At 38.1% G+C, this 19,535-nt stretch carries 10 protein-coding genes; all 10 read right to left on the bottom strand.

Features of this window, described 5'->3' with window-relative positions; genetic code table 11:
* Window positions 1-163 precede the first annotated feature (163 nt).
* The 10 genes from QWZ01_RS05930 to QWZ01_RS05885 all read right to left on the bottom strand — a co-directional run bounded on the left by QWZ01_RS05930 (window position 164) and on the right by QWZ01_RS05885 (window position 19,521).
* Complete coding sequence (locus tag QWZ01_RS05930) at window positions 164-2,563, bottom strand: ABC transporter permease (RefSeq protein ID WP_290322363.1); 2,400 nt, start codon at window positions 2,561-2,563, stop codon at window positions 164-166.
* A 57-nt stretch (window positions 2,564-2,620) separates the two neighbouring features.
* The gene (locus QWZ01_RS05925) at window positions 2,621-4,993 is read right to left on the bottom strand and encodes an ABC transporter permease (protein WP_290322362.1); all 2,373 of its coding nucleotides are present in this window, start codon (window positions 4,991-4,993) and stop codon (window positions 2,621-2,623) included.
* A gap of 60 nt (window positions 4,994-5,053) precedes the next feature.
* A complete protein-coding gene (locus QWZ01_RS05920; RefSeq protein WP_290322361.1) occupies window positions 5,054-7,432 on the bottom strand; it encodes an ABC transporter permease in 2,379 nt (792 codons plus the stop codon).
* A 237-nt stretch (window positions 7,433-7,669) separates the two neighbouring features.
* Complete coding sequence (locus tag QWZ01_RS05915; protein WP_290322359.1) at window positions 7,670-8,077, bottom strand: GNAT family N-acetyltransferase; 408 nt, start codon at window positions 8,075-8,077, stop codon at window positions 7,670-7,672.
* A gap of 168 nt (window positions 8,078-8,245) precedes the next feature.
* Window positions 8,246-10,630, bottom strand: a complete 2,385-nt coding sequence (locus tag QWZ01_RS05910) for an ABC transporter permease (RefSeq protein WP_290322357.1) — start codon at window positions 10,628-10,630, stop codon at window positions 8,246-8,248.
* Window positions 10,631-10,712: 82 nt separating this feature from the next.
* Window positions 10,713-13,181, bottom strand: a complete 2,469-nt coding sequence (locus tag QWZ01_RS05905; RefSeq protein WP_290322356.1) for an ABC transporter permease — start codon at window positions 13,179-13,181, stop codon at window positions 10,713-10,715.
* A gap of 77 nt (window positions 13,182-13,258) precedes the next feature.
* Window positions 13,259-15,229, bottom strand: a complete 1,971-nt coding sequence (locus QWZ01_RS05900) for an ABC transporter permease (protein WP_290322355.1) — start codon at window positions 15,227-15,229, stop codon at window positions 13,259-13,261.
* A 56-nt stretch (window positions 15,230-15,285) separates the two neighbouring features.
* Entirely contained in the window at window positions 15,286-15,690 is a 405-nt protein-coding gene (locus tag QWZ01_RS05895) for an ABC transporter permease (RefSeq protein ID WP_290322354.1), read from the bottom strand.
* 248 nt (window positions 15,691-15,938) lie between these two features.
* Complete coding sequence (locus tag QWZ01_RS05890) at window positions 15,939-16,967, bottom strand: DUF4097 family beta strand repeat-containing protein (protein WP_290322353.1); 1,029 nt, start codon at window positions 16,965-16,967, stop codon at window positions 15,939-15,941.
* A 130-nt stretch (window positions 16,968-17,097) separates the two neighbouring features.
* Window positions 17,098-19,521: an ABC transporter permease gene (locus tag QWZ01_RS05885; protein ID WP_290322352.1), complete on the bottom strand. Its 2,424-nt coding sequence runs from the start codon at window positions 19,519-19,521 to the stop codon at window positions 17,098-17,100.
* Between the last annotated feature and the right edge of the window lie 14 nt (window positions 19,522-19,535).

Raw genomic sequence — 19,535 nt, 5'->3', positions numbered from 1 at the left:
AATACTGTTCGCTTATGTAACAGAAAGCGTACGGTTATGATACAATCAAAAAACAGCGTGTTGGATATTAAATACCCTCAAAAAAAAGATCGGAACATTGTTGTTCCGATCTTTAACTGTACCATTAAGTTTTCTTTTGAATTCTCTCTTCCATCTCTTGTTTTTACTCGCTTCTCAGGCTCTTGACCGGATTAGCGGTTGCGGCCTTAACCGATTGAAAACTTACAGTTACAAAAGCAATGATTATAGAAATTATACCCGCAGTTGCAAACACCCACCAATCAATATTAATACGGTATGCAAAACCTTGCAGCCACTTATTCATAGCATAAAACGCGACCGGCCATGCTATAACATTAGCAATAACTACCAGCTTAATAAAATGACTGGATAATAATACCACTATGTTTTGTACCGACGCCCCAAGCACCTTACGTACCCCTATTTCTTTTATCCTCTTTTCGGCAGAGTATGAGGCCAGGCCAAACAAGCCCAAACATGAAATAATGATAATGAGTACTGCCAAAATACTGACCACTGCACTTACCTGACTATCCACACGATAAACCTCGGCAAAATGATCATCAAGAAACTGGTATTCAAAAGGTATTTCCGGCAGTTGTTTAGCCCATACAGATTGGATAAATGAGATTGCTTCTTTTGCCCTCGCACCGTTTATCTTAACTGATATATTATTGAATCCCCATGCTTCCTGATTAAATAAAAACAGTGTTTCTATCTTATAATGAAGAGAGTTAAAATTAAAATCTTTAGCTATCCCTATAATAACGCCGGTAGAATCAAAACCAAAACGTTGACCCAGCAATGACGACATCGGTTTCCCTTTGTGATCTTTAAGCAACTCTTTAGCCAAGGCTTCATTAATAATAAATTCTCTGCTAAGTGCTGATTTTTCTGAGGAGAAATTTCTCCCCATAGCCAGTTTTATTTTATAAAGATTCAGGTAATCATGATCCACTACCAGTAACGTAGATGTTAACTGACGCAAAGGAGAATCGCCCAATTTAAATTCAATACCAGTTTGATCAAGATGGCTTCCCAACACATCCTGCGAAGCGGTAACCCCCTGTACTAAGGAGCTATTGAGCAACTCCTGCTTCAGCACTTTATACTGCGCCGTAGTAACCATATTTAATGGCACTGTAACTACCTGTTCACGGGTAAAACCAGGATCTCTCATTTGCATAAACCGCAACTGTTTAATTACAAAAATGGTTGCTATCATTAATATAATGGCGCTTGCAAACTGTCCAACAACCAAAACGTTACGTAATGACCCTTTATTCCGGCCAGTTTCAACAGATCCTTTAAGTACTTTAACCGGTTGAAAAGATGAGAGAAATACAGCGGGATAAATACCTGAGAGTATTCCAATAAATACAGCTGCTAAAAATACAAGTCCAAGTAAACCAACATTATTCATGATGGGCAAACTCAAATCACGCTGACTTAGATTATTGATGTATGGCAACGCGATTGAAACCAATACTATTGCAAAAATTAAGGCTATTAATGAAAGCAATACAGTTTCGCCCAGAAATTGTATGGCCAGCTGAAAGCGCTGGGCTCCTATGGACTTTCGAACCCCTACTTCCTTCGCCCGCTCGGCAGACCGGGCTGTCGATAGATTGATAAAGTTAATGCAGGCAATAACTAACACTATTAGTGCAATTAAAGCAAACAAGTTTGTTAGCTTTTGATCAAACTTTTGAAAGTTGATATAATCAAGACCAATATCGGCGGAGTTTGCATGTACATCTTTGAGGGATAAAAGGAATAACTCATAAGCTTTAACGCCACCGGGTCCCATGTATTTCTTTTGATAGGCAGGAAATTTCTTTTCAAGTGCCTTTATATCGGTACCAGGAGCTAACTCCAAATAGGTGTTTAGCCAGTTACCACCCCAGTTAGTGAACATACGAGGATTGAAAACTGTATTGAAAGAAAACAGACCATCAAACTGTAACTGCGAGTTTTTAGGTACATCAGCCAAAATACCGGTAACCGCATAACTCGTGGTATCATTACCATAATGAGTGATAGTTTTACCCATAGGGTCTTCATTACCGAATATTCTTTTGGCAGTTTCCTGGGTAAGTAAAACGCTATGAGGTTTTAATAATGCAGTTGCCCTATCGCCACGGATTAATTTAAAATCAAACATTCTTAAAAAGGTAGAGTCCACAAAAAACACTTGTGGCGAGAATATCTTTTTCAGCTGGTAGGTGATCTGAAACTTTTGTTGCCAGCGTATCCGGGTAAAATTTTTGATCTCCGGAAATTCAGCCTGCAATGTTGGCCCCATCGGAAACATGGACAAAGCCACTTTTTGCGAGGCATTCATCCCCTCAAACTTTTGCACTTCATTTAGCCTGTAAATATTTTTGGAGTGCATGCTGTCAAAGCTTTTTTCATAAAAAACAAACAGCATGATAACGATACAGGCAGCCATACCAACAGACAGGCCAACTATATTGATAGCCGAAAAAATTTTATTTTTCCAGATATTCCTCCAGGCAATTTTGATGTAATTCTTTATCATGTTTTTGAAATTCTAAAAACTAAACCTTAAACTCTAATTCAACAGGAATTTTACTTACTACTCACTTCTTAAACTCTTAACCGGATTTGCTATAGCTGCTTTAATAGCCTGAAAACTGATGGTAAGCAAGGTTATTATTATGGCTGCCATAGCCGAAAGTAGAAACACGCCTGGGCCAATACTTACACGGTATTCATATTTTTGAAGCCAATTTTTCAAAAAATACAGCGCTATCGGAGAGGCTATTATACAGCTGACAATCACCAACATTACAAAATCTCTGGATAATAAGAACCATAACTGGCTCACAGTGGCACCCAACACTTTGCGCACCCCTATTTCTTTTGTCCGTTGCTCCGCTATATAGGCCGCGAGTCCAAAAAGACCCAAACAGGATATAAAAATGGCCAGTGTAGCAAAAATTCCCGACAGTTTGCCTATTAAAACTTCCTGTCCGAATTTGCGATTATAGTCATCGTCAACAAAGCGAAAGGTAAACGGATAAGATGGATTGTACTTAGCGAATGCCTGACTAATTTTTTCGATTGCATTATGTGGATTTATCCCGGGCGCCAGTCTATAAATTATATTGTCATGCGGATCGGCACCATACATGAACATAGTTGGATCAGCCTGAGCAAATGGTGACAACATCAGCGCATCTTTCACCACCCCTACTATTCTCATTTGTTTACCATTCCAGGTAATGATCTGATTTATTGGGTTCTTTAATCGTAATCTTTTAATAGCAGCCTCATTAAATATAATGTTTGAGGTGTCAGCGGGTACATTATAAAAGTCCCGGCCTGCAAGAATCTTCATTCTTAAGGTTTTAAAATAAGCATCCGATACAATTATAGAACCCATTTCAACCGTTTCCCCAGCCAATTTACCCGGAAACTTGTCAACATCGCTATGCCACCCCACATCAGTGGCCGAGCTTGTTGAATTGGTCATATTTTCAACTACTCCACTTTGCAGGAGATCATTTTTTAGCGCGGCATAACTTTTAATAAGATCGTTGTTCATATTGGATGCCAGCAAACTATTAATATTATAACCAGTTGGCCTGTTTTTGGCATATTGTATCTGACGATATATAACAACTGTACTTATAATGAGGGCTATAGAGCAGCTAAACTGCATAACAACCAAAATTTTTCTTGATAGAGATGCCGACCGGCCTACCTGTATAGTTCCTTTTAAAACTTTGACAGGATTAAATGATGACAGATAAAATGCCGGCCTGCTACCGGCCAATAGTGCAGTAATTAATACACAGCTTATTATTATAAGCCAAAAAATGAAACTGCTAAACGGGATATGAATGGTAGTGCCCGTAAGTGCATTAAAAGGTGACAAAGCCAACAGCACAAAAAGTATTGAACAGAAAAAGGCCATAAAGGTGATCAATACTGATTCAGTTAAAAACTGAAAGATCAAATGCTTGCGCTGTGAACCTATGGCTTTACGAATACCGACCTCGCGGGCTCGTTTTTCAGATCTTGCGGTAGTTAGGTTTATAAAGTTAACGCAGGCTATAAGTAATACTAAAATGCCAATTACACTAAACATTCGCACATAATCTATAAATCCACCGCTGGCTACTCCATTTTTGTACTCAGAATACAGATGCCAGTCTTTTAATGGCTGCATGATCACATCCGAGTTTTTGGCGTTAGTATTATCCTCTCCTTTTTCTACGTTTTTAATTTTAGGAGCTACCTGTGCATAGGAAATACCTTGTTTCAGTTTCACATAAATTGAAAACGCGTTATAACCGAAACTGCCATGGGCATTCTTGACCCAATTTTGGGTCTGTTCCATAAAGCTGAAGGGTATAATATATTTAATAAATTGCATGCTTGAGTTTGAAGGGATATCCTTTAAAACTCCTGTAACCTTTAAATTATGGTTATTATCTAACTTTACTGCTTTATTAATAACATCATCAGTGCCAAATAAGGCAATAGCCGTTGCCTGCGTCAGCACTATGGAGTACGGATCAACCAGTGCTCTGGCTGCACTCCCCCGAAGCATCGGAAATTTAAATATGTTCAGAAATTCGCTTCCTGATATGATACCACCAAGGTAGAGCTTTTTATCACCCACCATTAACCCGTGGGAACTGCCACCATCAGATTCGGCAACCGATTCAATTTCAGGAATGGTAGTACGGAGCGTATTGGCAAGCTTTAATGATGTAGTGCTAAACGTAAGAGTTTCGCCATTACTATTAAAGTTACGCCTCACCTGATACGCGCGTTCATAATCAGGCAGGAACTTATCGTATGAATACTCATTATTAACCCATAAGCCAATCAAAAGGGCTACGGCCATACCGGTTGCAAGACCTAATATGTTAATAGCACTGTATACCTTGTTATTAATAATATTCCGCCAGCCTATTTTTAAGTAATTCCTGATCATCGCTGTTCAAACTTTAAATCTTAAAAGCTAAATTCTAAACCCATAATTCTTGGGCCATTACTATTCACTTCTCAAACTCTTAACCGGATTAGCCAATGAAGCTGTAATAGACCGGTAGCCCACGGTTATGGCTGCAATTATAAAGGTTGAAAGTATGGAAACAAGGAAAATACCTGGGCCAATAGTAATTCGATATTTAAAGTCCTGCAGGTAATTATGCATAGCCCACCACGCTAACGGAGCGGCAATTAAAAATGCGATAAGTAATAACTTGGTAAACTCTTTACCAAACAACCATAAAACGTGCTGGATATTGGCACCTAATACCTTGCGTACCCCTATTTCTTTTGTTTTACGTACAGCCATGAATGATACCAATCCGTATAATCCTAAGCAACCGATCACGATGGCGATGGCCGCGAATGATTCGGCAAGCTTTAGCTGAATGTTATCCATCTCATAAAACTTTTTAATACTATCATCCAAAAACTCATATGAGTAAAGCTCCTCAGGGAAGCTTTCATTCCAGATCTTTTCAAACGATGCCAAAGAGCTTTGAGCATTACGCATATTCATTTTAATAGCCAGGGTTGAATAACTCCTATAATCAGGCATGATACAAATCGGAGATATCTCGGTATGGAACGAATAGTTATAAAAATCTTTTACAACACCTACAATCGGAGCTGTAGTTGATTTTCCATTTATACTGAGAGTTTTGCCTATTACATCCTGAGGTTTCAGGTTAAGTTTTTTTACAAAAGTTTCGTTCACTAAAAACTCCCGTGTAGTATCGGCTGGGAAAAAGTTTCTGCCAGCTATCAACTTCATACCAAAAGTTGCCAAAAAGTTTTCATCCCCAGGCTTGGTATTTATTCCCCAATGTTCATCTTCAGCACGATGATTAAAGTTTACCCCAGTGCTGTTATTTGATTGCGATGCAGGCGGCCTGTAACAATAAGAAACTTTTTCTACACCCTGTATCTGATTTATTCGGTTACGCAGTGTAGTTAACTTAGCAAGATCATTTTGTGGTATTGGTAATAATACGACCGCGTCTTTATTGAAGCCCAAGTCAGCGGTTTGCGAATAGTGTAACTGTGATACAATAATAATAGTACCAATAATTAGTACCTGTGAAATAGAAAACTGCGTTACTACCAATATACGGCGTAATGAAAAACCACCGATATGTTTTTGCGACAGCTTGCTCTTAAGCGCCAGTATAGGCTGAAAACGTGCCAACACCAAGCCAGGATATGAGCCCGACAGAAACACGACAACAATACTAACCATAAATATAAATACAGCCAGTTGTCCTTTATTAAACTGCATCTCCGATTGAAACAAGTGGTTTATTGCAGGTAGTGCCAGGTAAGATAATCCGATAGCTAAAATAACAGCAACAACCGTAATTAAAGCTGTTTCTGCAATAAACTGCCAAAATAATTGATGCGGCAGGCTGCCCAATACCTTACGTATACCTACCTCTTTTGAACGGTTAAGCGCTTGAGCTGTAGCCAGGTTAACAAAATTCACACATGCGGTTATAATCAGGAAAACACCAATAAAAAACAGCGCCCATAAATATTTTTTGTCGGCATATCCATCCAGATCGGCGTTGAAGTGAATATCATTAAGAGGCTGTAATTTAAACTTCCATACTTTCAGATCTCGACCGGTGTAATGTTTCTTTACAATTTCGGCCATAGCATTATTTGCCTGTACTGTAGTGGTTGTTGGTTTCAATAAAGTAAAGGCCTCGCTGCCACTATAAACCCCGCCCCAGTTGTCTTCACGGCGTTTGTCAGTATATTCATCCATATTGCCGTATGAAACATATATCTCTTGCCTGCGGTCGGTATTGGGAGGTAAATCTTTAAGTATACCGGTTACCGTAAAGTTAACTTTGTTATCCAGGCGTATAACCTTACCTATGGCATCGTCGCCGCCAAAATATTTGTGTGCTATTTTTTCGGTAAGCAAAGCCTCACCCGGGCGCACCAGGATGTTCTTTTTATCCCCCTTTATTAGAGGAAAATTTAAAATGTCGAAATAATCAGGTTCGGTAAAAGCCACACCATTTTCTTCTCTGAACTTTTTAACCTCATTACCCTTTGTTATGGTAATTAAATTATTCCTAAAGTTGATAACCCTTCCTGTTTTCTCGGCCAGCGTAAAATCATTTCGAAAAGTTTTTCCCAAAGGTTGTGGAACGCCGTTAGATCTCCCTATGCCGTCATCGTGCCACTCAGTGTAAAGGCGATATACCCTATCGGAGTTTTTATGAAAAGTATCAAAACTAAGGTGATACGTTACCAGCGTAAAGATCAGTATGCCACAGGCAATACCTAAGGCCAAACCAGCAACGCTGATTGCCGCGTATGCCTTATTGCGTTTTAGGTTACGCCAGGCTATTTTAAAATAGTTTTTCAGCATTTTTTTAAGGGCTTAATTAACTTCATGGTTTAAAACCCATACCAAAAACACAAATAGCTATAAATCAACTAATTAAACTAAATTTAAAAATCAAACCTGTTCGCAAGCGTAACAGCACCTGTACGGTAATGATACAGTGCATATTAAAAGCTAATCATCGAAAACGAGGTGCCTGATACTGAACAGCACCATTTGGAATAAAGAATTGAATGTAGCTACTAAAGCAGGCTGTTAAAATCACAACAGCTTTTCCATCACCAAATATTTATCTTTTTTTGTTATCAGAGCAAAGCCGCTTTTTTTACAAATGTTGATGGCCATAATATTATTTTCCTTTACCTCGGTACGGCATATTTTATATCCTTTGTGCAGCAGATCGGTAAGGCAAAACTCAACCATCCTCCTGCCGTAACCCATTCTTTGTTCTGATGGTAAAACTACAAGCATTGATAAAAAGCCTACCCTTTTTTCAGGATCATTAGCATAGTAGGCCAAAAAACCTTGTAAAATATCCTGGTCAGTTACCGAAATTATACATGCTTTTTTTAGCAATTTATCAATGTAGCCCTCCAAATCATCAAGTTCATATATACCGCTGCCATTATTAATTAACGGGTACATCAAATCATAAATTTGTGATCTCATGGTAATGCATTTTGAGTTTAGGCATACAACAAAGCCATATTTTGATAACTATCAAACAGACTGACAGTTCAACAAATTATACTTATGTTTTTGCATTAGCAACAAGGCTCAAAATATTGTACCCTCTTGTAAAATTATACGTAGACCTTTTACATGTTTTTTCACAGCTTACTCATCCCTCAAGCTCCTGACCGGATTAGCCATAGCCGCTTTTATAGATTGAAAACTTACTGTTATAAAAGCTAATAATACCGCCATAACCGCCGCCAACACAAATACCCATAGTGGCATATCAATACGATAGGCAAAACCCTGAAGATATTTGTTCATCAAAATCCAGGCTATTGGCGATGCTGCAAATACAGCAATGAGCACTAATTTTAAAAAATCAGCGGATAGCAGGGTGGTAATTTGAGTTACCGACGCGCCCAGTACTTTGCGGATACCAATCTCTTTTGTGCGCTGAAGAGTTAATAAAGATATCAGTCCCAATAAACCCAGGCAGCTTATTAATATAGCGATGGCAGCGCTTGATTTAATGAGTTTATTCAATAGATCTTCTTTTTGATAGAAATCACCTATTTGTTCATCCAGAAAACGATATTCAAAAACATTATCGGGAAATACAGACTGCCATATCTTTTGAATTTGTGCTATTGCTGCTGATCGATTTTTCATATCGATCCTCACACCCGCATATTGATAAGAACTACGAAAAGTGCTGATGTACGTTGGTTCTATTGCCTTATATAACGATTTGGCATGAAAATCCTTTATTACACCGACAATTGTACCAGGCTTGTCTGTGAGATCTCCGGCGGTAAAACTATGTCCAATTATTTCCTGCGGATTTTTAACCCCTAACTTATGTACCAATTGCTCATTCACCAAATATTCTTTGGCCGAGTCTGCCTCGGTAATGTTTCTACCAGCGATGATCTTTAATCCAAATGTTTTTACATATTCAGCATCACCCATAACAGTACGGCCAACAAACTTTTCCCATTCATGACCATCATATTTTATCGACCCGCCTTTATCGGCCGTTGATGATGGTGCCCGGTAACAATAGGAAACAGCGCTTATTCCTGGTTGAGCTATTAGCTGATTACGTAAAAAATCAGTTTTGCCTTTATCAAAATCAGGCAAAGGCAGCATGATCACCCCTGTTTTATTAAAACCCAGATCTGTAGTTTTTAAATATCGAACCTGTATGCTAATAATTATTGTTCCTACAATAAGTACCTGGGCAATTATATTTTGAATAACAATGAGGCTTTTACGGCCAAGGCGAGCTGATTGTGATTGTCCATTTACTTGATTTTTGAGGGCATTTACCGGTTTAAATCTGCTTAAAACCATAGCGGGGTAAAACCCAGCGGCAAGGGTAATGATCATCATTAACAAAGCCAAGAATATAAACAAACTGGTATTATCGACAGTGAGCGATGTTTGCAGCCACGAATTTAATACTGGCAGAAACAGCCAAACGCCCAATCCCGCTACTAAACCAGCGGCTAACACGATAAGGGAAGTTTCGGCGATGAATTGAATAAATATGGCCTTTGGCGTACTTCCTAAAACTTTACGGGTACCTATTTCCTTTGCTCGTTTAAAGCTTTGAGCTGTTGCCATATTGATAAAGTTAACACAGGCGATAACTATGAGTAATAATCCGATAATACCCAATGTTGTTAACAATGACTTTTGAATTACCCCACTATATCTGCCATCAAAATGAACTTCGTTTAGAGGTTGCAAGATATAATGAAAGGTTTTGGAAAGCTCCTTCCCTGCAATTCTTGTGATAGCGGACTCAACAGTTTTTGCTGGCAGGTTTTCCGGCAATGACAGCAATACTACATTACGTGAATCCTCCCAATACCAATCACTTTGAAATTGTTGCTGAACATCAGGATACAGGGTTTTAAGGGCCGTGAGCGATAGGAACATATCGCACTTAAAATCAGTATTTTCTACATTATCGGCCAGTACACCGGTTACTTTAAAATTATGCTTGTTGTCCATACGGATCACCCTTCCTACAGCATCATCAGTACCAAAATATTTTTGAGCCAGTTTATGGGTGATCACCACATTGTCGGGATCATTGAATGCGTGTACAGCACTGCCTGAAAGCCAGGAATAATCAAGCAAATTAAACCAGTGATTATCTGCAAGGCCTACGTTTTCCTGTTCGTAAAAGAGCTTTCTTCCTGATAAATCATTTATAGAAATGGTGAATGATCTTTTCTGAACTAATACCGCGGCGTCTTTTATCTGTGGTAATTCGTTTTTTATAGCTTTAGCTAAAACCATTGGCGCACCGCGTTCATACAAGGTAGAGCCATCTTCCAGATGTAATTGGGAAACCACTTTGTAAAGCGATTTTGCATCACGGTGATAAGTGTCAAAACTGAGATGATAACTTATAAATTGAAATAATGTGATACCGCAAGCTATACTTAATGAAAGGCCAAAAACATTAATGAACGTGTAGAACTTATGTTTCCACAGGTTGCGCCAGGCTATTTTAAAGTAATTACGTATCATATCGGTTTGTTTATACGATAATAGGTAAAGTACTTTAAATGAGTAGTTAAAATTTGTTAAACATCAATAATTAATGCAACAATTATTCATTTCTCAAGCTGTTAACCGGGTTTGCCGTTGCAGCCTTGATTGATTGAAAACTTTGAGTAAAAAATGCGGTCAGTAACATACCGGCGCCGCTTAACACAAATATCCACCAGCTAATGCTGGTGCGATCTGCAAAGCTTTGCATCCATTTATTCATGGCATACCATGCTATAGGGGTAACTAATACAAATGCCAGTAAAATAAGTAATACCAACTCAGTTGATAACATTTGTACAATTTGAGCTACAGATGCCCCTAAAACTTTACGAACCCCGATTTCTTTTGTGCGTAAATTAGTAGTGTACATAGCTAAACCCAACAAACCTAAACAACTTATAAATACCGATAAGCCTGTGGCCCATGCCAGTAAGGTTGATGTATTTTGCTCTGTTTTATAAAGCTTTGCTATATTGTCATCAAAAAAATGATACTCAAAATCATCGTCAGGGTAAATTTCTTTCCATGATTTTTCCATGCTTGCAATGGCTTTCTTCCAGTCATTGCCACCGGCAGATTGTGGCTTTAATGCGATATGAAATGTCCCGTTGTTATAATATCCATTACTTGTTAAAATAGCCAAAGGCCTAACAGAGGAATGCAACGACTCATGATGAAAATCGGCTATTACACCTACGATCTCCATTTTTGTTTCCCCATTAAAATTGTCTACTTGTTTACCAACGGCTTCCTGCGGAGTTTTAAAGCCAAATATCTTTGCACAGGTATTATTGATCAAAAATCTTTTTGTGCTATCGCCAGGCTGCAAATTGCGACCAGCAAGTAACTTAATATGATATACATTTATATAATTATTATCCCCGTACTTTTCTTCCAAATTTATTTTAATTTCTTTCTTCCCATCTTTATAAGTTGCCTCTGTGGAATTGCTTGAGGTTGAGGATGGTGCGTCTTTTCCCGCGCTTACCATTGATACCTGTGGAATAGCTCTCAACTTATTTATAAATACCTGATTACGACTTATTGTGCGGTTTTTCCATGGAGAGTTTATAATTATAATGGCATCCTTTTTAAAACCCAGATCCTTATGCAGCACATAATAAATTTGCTTGCTGACCAATACTGTTGCCATTATAAAGAACTGGGCTATAATAAATTGTGTAACTGTTAATGATTTACGCAGCCAAGCATTACGACTTTTGCCCATACTTGAAGCCGATTGATTTTTAAGTACCGCTACCGGCTTATATCCTGACAATAGAATTGCCGGATAAAACCCGGATAAAAGACTCACCAAAATAACTAACAACACAAGAAACAAAACGAGATCAGGTTGATTTAAAATATCGACTTTAACACCTTCAGGAATAAAATCGGCAAAGAGTTTTAATATCACCGGAGTCAAGGCAACCGAAACTAAAACAGCAAATAATGTTATTAAAGATGTTTCGCTTAAAAACTGAATGATGAGCTGGATGCGGCTACTACCCATGGTTTTCCGAATACCGATCTCTTTTGCCCGTTGCGAAGCTTGTGCTGTTGTTAAGTTAACAAAGTTAATACATCCTAATAGTAACAGAAATGACCCAATGCCCAATAAACCATATAAAGTTGATTTATTGGCAGTATTACCAGAGTTAAATGTGCCATATACATTATTAAAGTGCACATCATTTAAGGGTTGTAAACTAAAGTTTCGGGTGTTGCCTTTATTTGAGGGCTTTGGCGGATCGTTCTTTTTTAACAATTCATTTAATTGTTTTTCGATATGGGCAGCTTCAGTATTTGGAGTCAACTTAATAAAAAGCTGGAAGGCTGAAGTGGTGCCGCCCCAGTTATCAAGGCGTAATTCGTTCGAAAGAGCCTTATTGTTTTTTGCCGTTGTGTATGAAATAAAATCATGAAAGGCAAAGTCTGTATTGCCCTTTAAGGATGCTACAATCCCGGTAACAACAGTGTTTATAGTATCATAAGTTACTATGCGGCCCAGCATTTGCTTATAAGGCATTTTCGGAAAATATTTATTAGCCTGATCTGTCGTAAGCACTACCTGGTTTGGTTCATTTAATGCGGTTTTTACATTACCAGCAAGCCATGTGTAGTTCAATAAGTTAAAATAACGACTATCTGTTAATATTACATTATCCTGTATTTTAAATTTAACCGGTGCGCCTGATTTTGTTGCAATCAGCACATTAGGCTGTGACAACTCAAAAAATGGTGCTGTTATCTCAACACCGCTAACCTCTGTCTTTACCGTTTCAGGTACCGGGCCAGAAACACCACGATTATGGGCCTCTTCGCCAGAAAAAGTAAAGTTAGAAACTACCCTGTAAATACGATCCCCGTCTGGGAAGGACTGATTAAAGGTTAAATCAAAATGTACAATTAGGTATATAACAAGTGCAGCACTTATACCAATAGATAAACCTACTACATTAATGAATGTAAATACCTTATGACGCCCAAAATTGCGGAAAGCTATTTTGAAATAATTTTTTATCATATGTTTTGATATTTTAAATACTAAACTCTAAAACTAAGTTCTAAACCCTAACTTGTTAAGAATCTACACTCATCACTCTATTCACTTCTTAAACTCTTAACAGGATTAGCTGTTGCTGCTTTGATAGATTGAAAGCTTATGGTTACGAACGCTATAACTAATGCAATAAAACCAGCCATTACAAATACCCACCATTGAATACTTATCCTGAAAGCAAAATCAAGCAACCACTTGCTCATTGAATACCATGCTATTGGCAAAGCTATTACTGATGCAATAATTACAAGTTTCAGGAAGTCTTTAGATAGTTCGGTCACAATTTGAGGGATACTTGCACCCAACACTTTGCGCACACCTATCTCTTTAACCCTTTGTGTTATTGTAAATGCCGACAAACCAAATAATCCAAGGCATGCTATAAATATGGCAATAAATGAAAACATGGTAAATAAACTTCCCTGTTGCTGTTCGCTATTGTATAATCTTTGAAAACGTTCATCCAAAAAGGTGTATTCAAATGGTACTTCGGGTTGAGCTTTGCGCCAGGCTTCCTGTATTGTATTAATAGCTGAGTTTATATTGTGGCCACCAATTTTAATTGACAATCTTCTGTAATTGTTGTTTGCAAATGACGGCATACGCATTAACATCGGAATAATGTTTTGATGCAACGACTCAAAATGAAAGTCGTTAACCACACCAATAATTTTCCCCTTTACCCCTCCGTAAACAATTTCTTTATCTATAGCATTTTGAGGTGTGCCGAAGCCCAACACTTTAGTAGCCGTGGTATTGATCACATAATTGTTGCTATCGGTACTAAATGCTCTGGAAAAATTACGACCTGCAGCCATTTTCATACCATAAGCAGGTATAAATCCATAGTCGGTATTAATGCATTTGAGGTCGGCATTTACTTGTTTTGATGTACCGTTTTCAAAAAGAGATACGCCATTATTGTCGAGCAAGCGTCCGGATGGAATGCGTGATGAACGCCCTAACTCCTTAATATCAGCGTTGTTTTTAATAACCTCATTTCTAAATGCCTCAAACTGACTTTCCGAGAATGGATTACCCGTAGTAAGGATATGCTCCTTATCAAAACCCAATGATTTTTGCTGGATATATCGCAATTGCTGAAAGACTATCGTAGTAGCCACTATCAGAATAATAGATATGGAAAATTGAACAACCACCAATATCTTTCTGAATGAAACATTGCCTGCTCCTACCTTTATGATGCCTTTTAAAACTTTAACTGGTTTAAATGATGACATAAAAATGGCCGGATAAATACCGCTGATCAATCCCACAACAAAGGGAAGCAATAATATAGGAATAAGTACTTTTGGCTCAAGCAAGGTGTTGAATGATAAATTCAGATCTGAGAATTTATTTACCAATGGTATCAGCAGCCAGGTAATGATCAGTGCTAACAACAGCGAAAAACAAGCAATTAATACTGATTCGCTTAAAAACTGAGTGATGATCTCTTTTTGTTGCGCACCAATTACTTTTCTGATACCTATTTCCTTTGCCCTTAGGGTTGATCGTGCAGTAGATAGGTTCATATAATTAATACAGGCTATCAGCAAAATGAATAAGGCTATTGCCGAAAATATATACACCCGTTTAATATCTCCGTTTTGGTTAAGCTCATCATCAAGGTGCGAATGGAGATGGATATCCAAGAATTTTTGAATATGTAATTTGCTGTTTTTGGACTCCCGAAAATTCCCCGGCTGCCCAGGAAAATGCACATATTTATCTAAAAACGCGGGAAATAAAGAGGCTATACGCTCAATATTATAGCCTTTAGGCATCAGCAAATAGGTAAAGAAGGAGTTATTACCCCAATTGGTTTGCAGCTGTTTCGCGCCGTAAATGCTACTATCTTTTAACGTATTAAAGGATAGTAGCATTTGCGGATGCATTTGTGCATTGGTTGGGAAAGGTTCATATATTCCGGTTATTTTAAAGTTAACCTCGTTATTTAATCTGATCTCTTTGTTTATAGGATCTTCATTACCAAAGTATTTGTGTGCCATTTCCTCGGTCATCATTACACAAAACGGATCAACTAATGCTTTAGCGGCATCACCCTTTATTGTTTTGATGCTAAAAAATCAAAGAAATTTTCATCAGCAAAATAAGTATTCTGCTCTGTTAGCAGTTTTTCTTTATAGCGCATCACTATATTGCCGGTTGGGTAAATGCGCGTTACCTTTTTTATATCCGGAAACTCATTTTTTAGGAGAGGGCCAAATGGTGGTGCAACCGCTCCCAAATGCAGGGTTTGAACACCATCGGCGGTATTAAAACTTCGGGTTACCCTGTAAATATCTTTGGCATTGGTATTAAACCTATCATAACTTAGTTCATTTACAATATAAAGCAGGATAAGCATACAACAGGTTAAACCTATTGTTAAACCAAATATGTTGATGAACGAAATAAATTTATGCCTGGTAATATTTCGTATGGCGCTGCGTAAATAATTCTTTATCATGATCAATAATCTAAATTATACGTATTAAACTTTCAATCGTATTAACCGATTTCAATTCTGGTAAACATTCGGTTTAAAACAGTACCAATTACATAAATTACTAATAATCAATAATATAAATCAAAATCAACAACAAGTACTGTTCGCAGACGTAACACTGGGTGTTCGGTAACGATACAATTTTGAAACATAAATGGCCCGTCAAAATTAATTGACGGGCCATCTTATTATAATTATTAATCTTTGGTTTAGTTCAAATTCAAGGAAATCCTGCCATTAACCCTTACCTCAACCAACGGGCCTCCACCGTTTAGTTTTCCTTGTACTTTCTCTTTCTCTTTGGTTCCGTTAAAGTTTTCTGCAATATTGGTATTTACCCTATCTCCCCTAATATCAAGGTCAATACCTTGTTTTGCCGGCAGATCCAGATCAGCTCCACCTCCATTAGCATTGATTTTAACATATTTACCTACGTTATCAAATTGAACATGAAAACTACCGCCACTGGTTGAAGCCTCAAGCGCGCAAGATAGTTTAGATAAGTTAATACTTCCGCCCGAGGTACCGGTTATTAATTCGCCTCCAATGCCATTACCATGAATACTACCACCACTTGTTGTTGCATTGATATTACCCTTTAATCCTTCTAACCGCAATGATCCGCCACTTGTACCAAGCTTTATAGTACCCTGGCAATTAGTTGCCGAAATACTACCACCACTTGTTTGCATATCAATGTCCTGCCCGGAATTACTTACATTTATACTTCCGCCAGAGGTTCTACCACGTATTACGCCGGTTACCTGATCAACATGTAAACTTCCGCCGCTGGTGTTAAATTCCTGTTTGCCGTTTAGGTTATCTAAATGTATACTTCCACCGCTGGTATTAAGGCTGGTGGCAACTTGTTTAGAAACAAAAACTTTGAACGAGATACTCAGTGAATTCTTCCAATTAAAAAAACCGCTGGTTTTGTTTTTGGCTGTGGCATGCAGTTCGCCGCCAGTAACTGATACATCCAGATCATAATTTTCCAAACGCTTTTTTATCTCCTCTTTCGATAACTGCCCATTGCCGTTATTGCCACTTATATAAACCTCAACTCTTGAGGTTTGTCCGCTGGCTCCACTAACGGAGATACTACCGCCCGAAGTTTTTACAAAAACCTCCTTTATGCCAGATATTGGCTTTGTCATATAAGGCTCTTGCCCGTTATCTTGCGCTAATGCCGTATAACTTTGGCAGGCTACAAATAATAGTAATAAGTAATTTTTCATGATATGTACGTTTAGTGTATTTACAAGACCGATGCTGATGCCGTTAAGTTGCACGGAGATAAAAATAAATTGATGATATTCCCTCATCTGGGTTCTTTTAAAGTTTATACAAGTCAGCCTCCATTAACCCCTATTCGGTTTTCAAACTTTTAACCGGGTTAGCAAGCGCCGACTTTATGGATTGAAAGCTAATTGTTACAAAGGCAATTAAAATTGCCCCAACTGCGGCCAATGCTATTATCCACCATTGAAAGTTTACGCGGTATGCGAAGCCCTGTAGCCATTTATGCATAAAGAACCACGCAAGCGGCGATGAAATTAGTATGGCTATTAAAACAAGCTTAATAAAATCCTTTGATAGCATGGTAACAATCCCGGCAACATTAGCTCCTAACACTTTACGTATGCCTATTTCTTTAGTGCGTTGTTCGGCCGCATAAGCTGCCAGGCCAAACAATCCTAAGCAGGCAATAGCTATGGCCAGTGAAGTGAATATCATGAATATTTTACCGATGCGTTGCTCAGAACGATACGTAGCCTCAAAATCCTGATCCATAAACGAATATGCAAAATGCTGATTAGGCACCAGAGCATTCCATTTATTCTTTATCTGCTGCAATAAAACAGGTATATTTTTGGTGTTGATCTTTATACTCAGCGCATCATAATTATCCTCTAAGTATAGAGTAACCGGCGATATATTATCACGTAAAGAACTGAAATGAAAATCTTTAATTACACCTACAATATTATATCGTTTAATAACTTTACCTGCATTATCCATAATACGGTAAAGCGGTTTATTTAATGGAGATTTTTGCCCTAATAACCTTGCAGCTGTTTCATTAATAATGACGGCTGATGAATCTGTTTGAAATTGGGTTGAGAAATTTCGTCCATTTACAACCTTGATATCCAGGGTGTTTAAATAGTCTTCATCTATAGCCCATACCTGGGGTAAAATTGCCCGTTTTTGATCAAGTGTTGGGTCTTGAAATGTGGCGCTTGAGCTTCTGTAATCGGCTGTTGGCAGAAAACCGGTCAAGGTAGCATCCTGCACACCTAAAATTTGCTTAACTTCTTGTTTAAATATCTTGGCCTGGTTACCAAGTGCATTGGTATTTTTTACAATAAGTACCTGATTACGGTTATAACCCAAATTTTTGCTTTGAATATAATTTAGCTGGTTGTAAATAACCAATGTACCAATAATAAGGACTATGGATATGGAAAACTGAAAAACTACCAGGAAGCTGCGAAGCCGGCCTCCTTTAAATCCGGTTGAAAGCTTACCTTTTAATACATCAACAGGTTGAAAGGCCGACAAGAAAAACGCCGGATAAAACCCTGCTAAACAACCTATAACAACCGCAACTGAAATCATTGCAGGTAATAACCACATGAAAGACTGTGCTGTTATAGCCAGCTCTTTACTGGCTATCTGATTAAATAATGGCAGCATAAGCCATGCTAAGGCAACAGCAATAAGCGTAGAAGCAAATGTTATCAGTACAGATTCTGTTAAGAATTGCGCTATTAATGATTTACGGGGCGAACCCAAAACCTTACGTACACCAACCTCACGTGCCCGGTTTGATGAACGGGCTGTTGATAGATTCATGAAATTGACACAGGCTATCAACAGAATAAATATGGCTATGGCCAAAAATATATAAACATAAAGGATGCTGCCATTGCGTCCTAATTCGCCAACATTATTCGAGTATAGGTGAATTTCTTTTAGCAGTGTTAAACTCATTTTGAAATAGTTCCCTGCCTTTTCAAATTCATCCATACTTAGGTGAATCACGCTCTGCATTTCCGCATCAATGTGTTTGCGCATCATTGCGGGAAACTGGGCATTCAACTTTCGGTAATCGGCTCCCGGCCTGAGTAAAATATAGGTATTAAAATTATTGCTTAGCCAGGTAGTTTCTTTGCTTTCCTGCAGGCTTGACATGGAGAGAAAAAAATCATACTTAAAGTGCGATTGTTTAGGAATATCCTTTATTACACCCGTTACTTTATAGTTTTCATGATCATTCAATATCAGGGTTTGCCCTACTACATTAACCTTGTTAAAATATTTTTTAGCGGTAGTTTCTGTGATCACCACGCTATTGGGTTCTGTCAGCGCGCTTGCGGAGTTGCCATCAATCATGGGTAATGTGAAAACATCAAACAAAGCAGGGTCGCTATAAACTACCATATCCTCCTGAATGTTCTCATTATCCTTTTTTACATGCACCCCTCCACGTCCTTTTAGCCTGATGGCTTTTTCAACATCAGGAAATTCGGTATTTAAAACCTGGGCCAATGGAGCCATTGTTTGGGCATAAACAGTATTATTACCACCAAACTTTATGGCCAGGTTCACCCTCATTATTCTATCAGCCTTTTCATTGAAGCGGTCATAGCTCAACTCGTCTGCCACATAAAAGACGATCAACAAGCAGGTGGCCAAACCAACAGATAAGCCTAAAATATTAATGGCGGTAAAACCGGTATTTTTCCGGAGACCGCGAATAGCGATTTTCAGGTAGTTTTTAAACATGATTTTTAGGTTTT

Origin of the sequence: Mucilaginibacter aquaedulcis (assembly GCF_030409325.1) — a bacterium.
Taxonomy (GTDB): domain Bacteria; phylum Bacteroidota; class Bacteroidia; order Sphingobacteriales; family Sphingobacteriaceae; genus Mucilaginibacter; species Mucilaginibacter aquaedulcis.
This window is presented reverse-complemented; position numbering and strand designations above follow the sequence as displayed.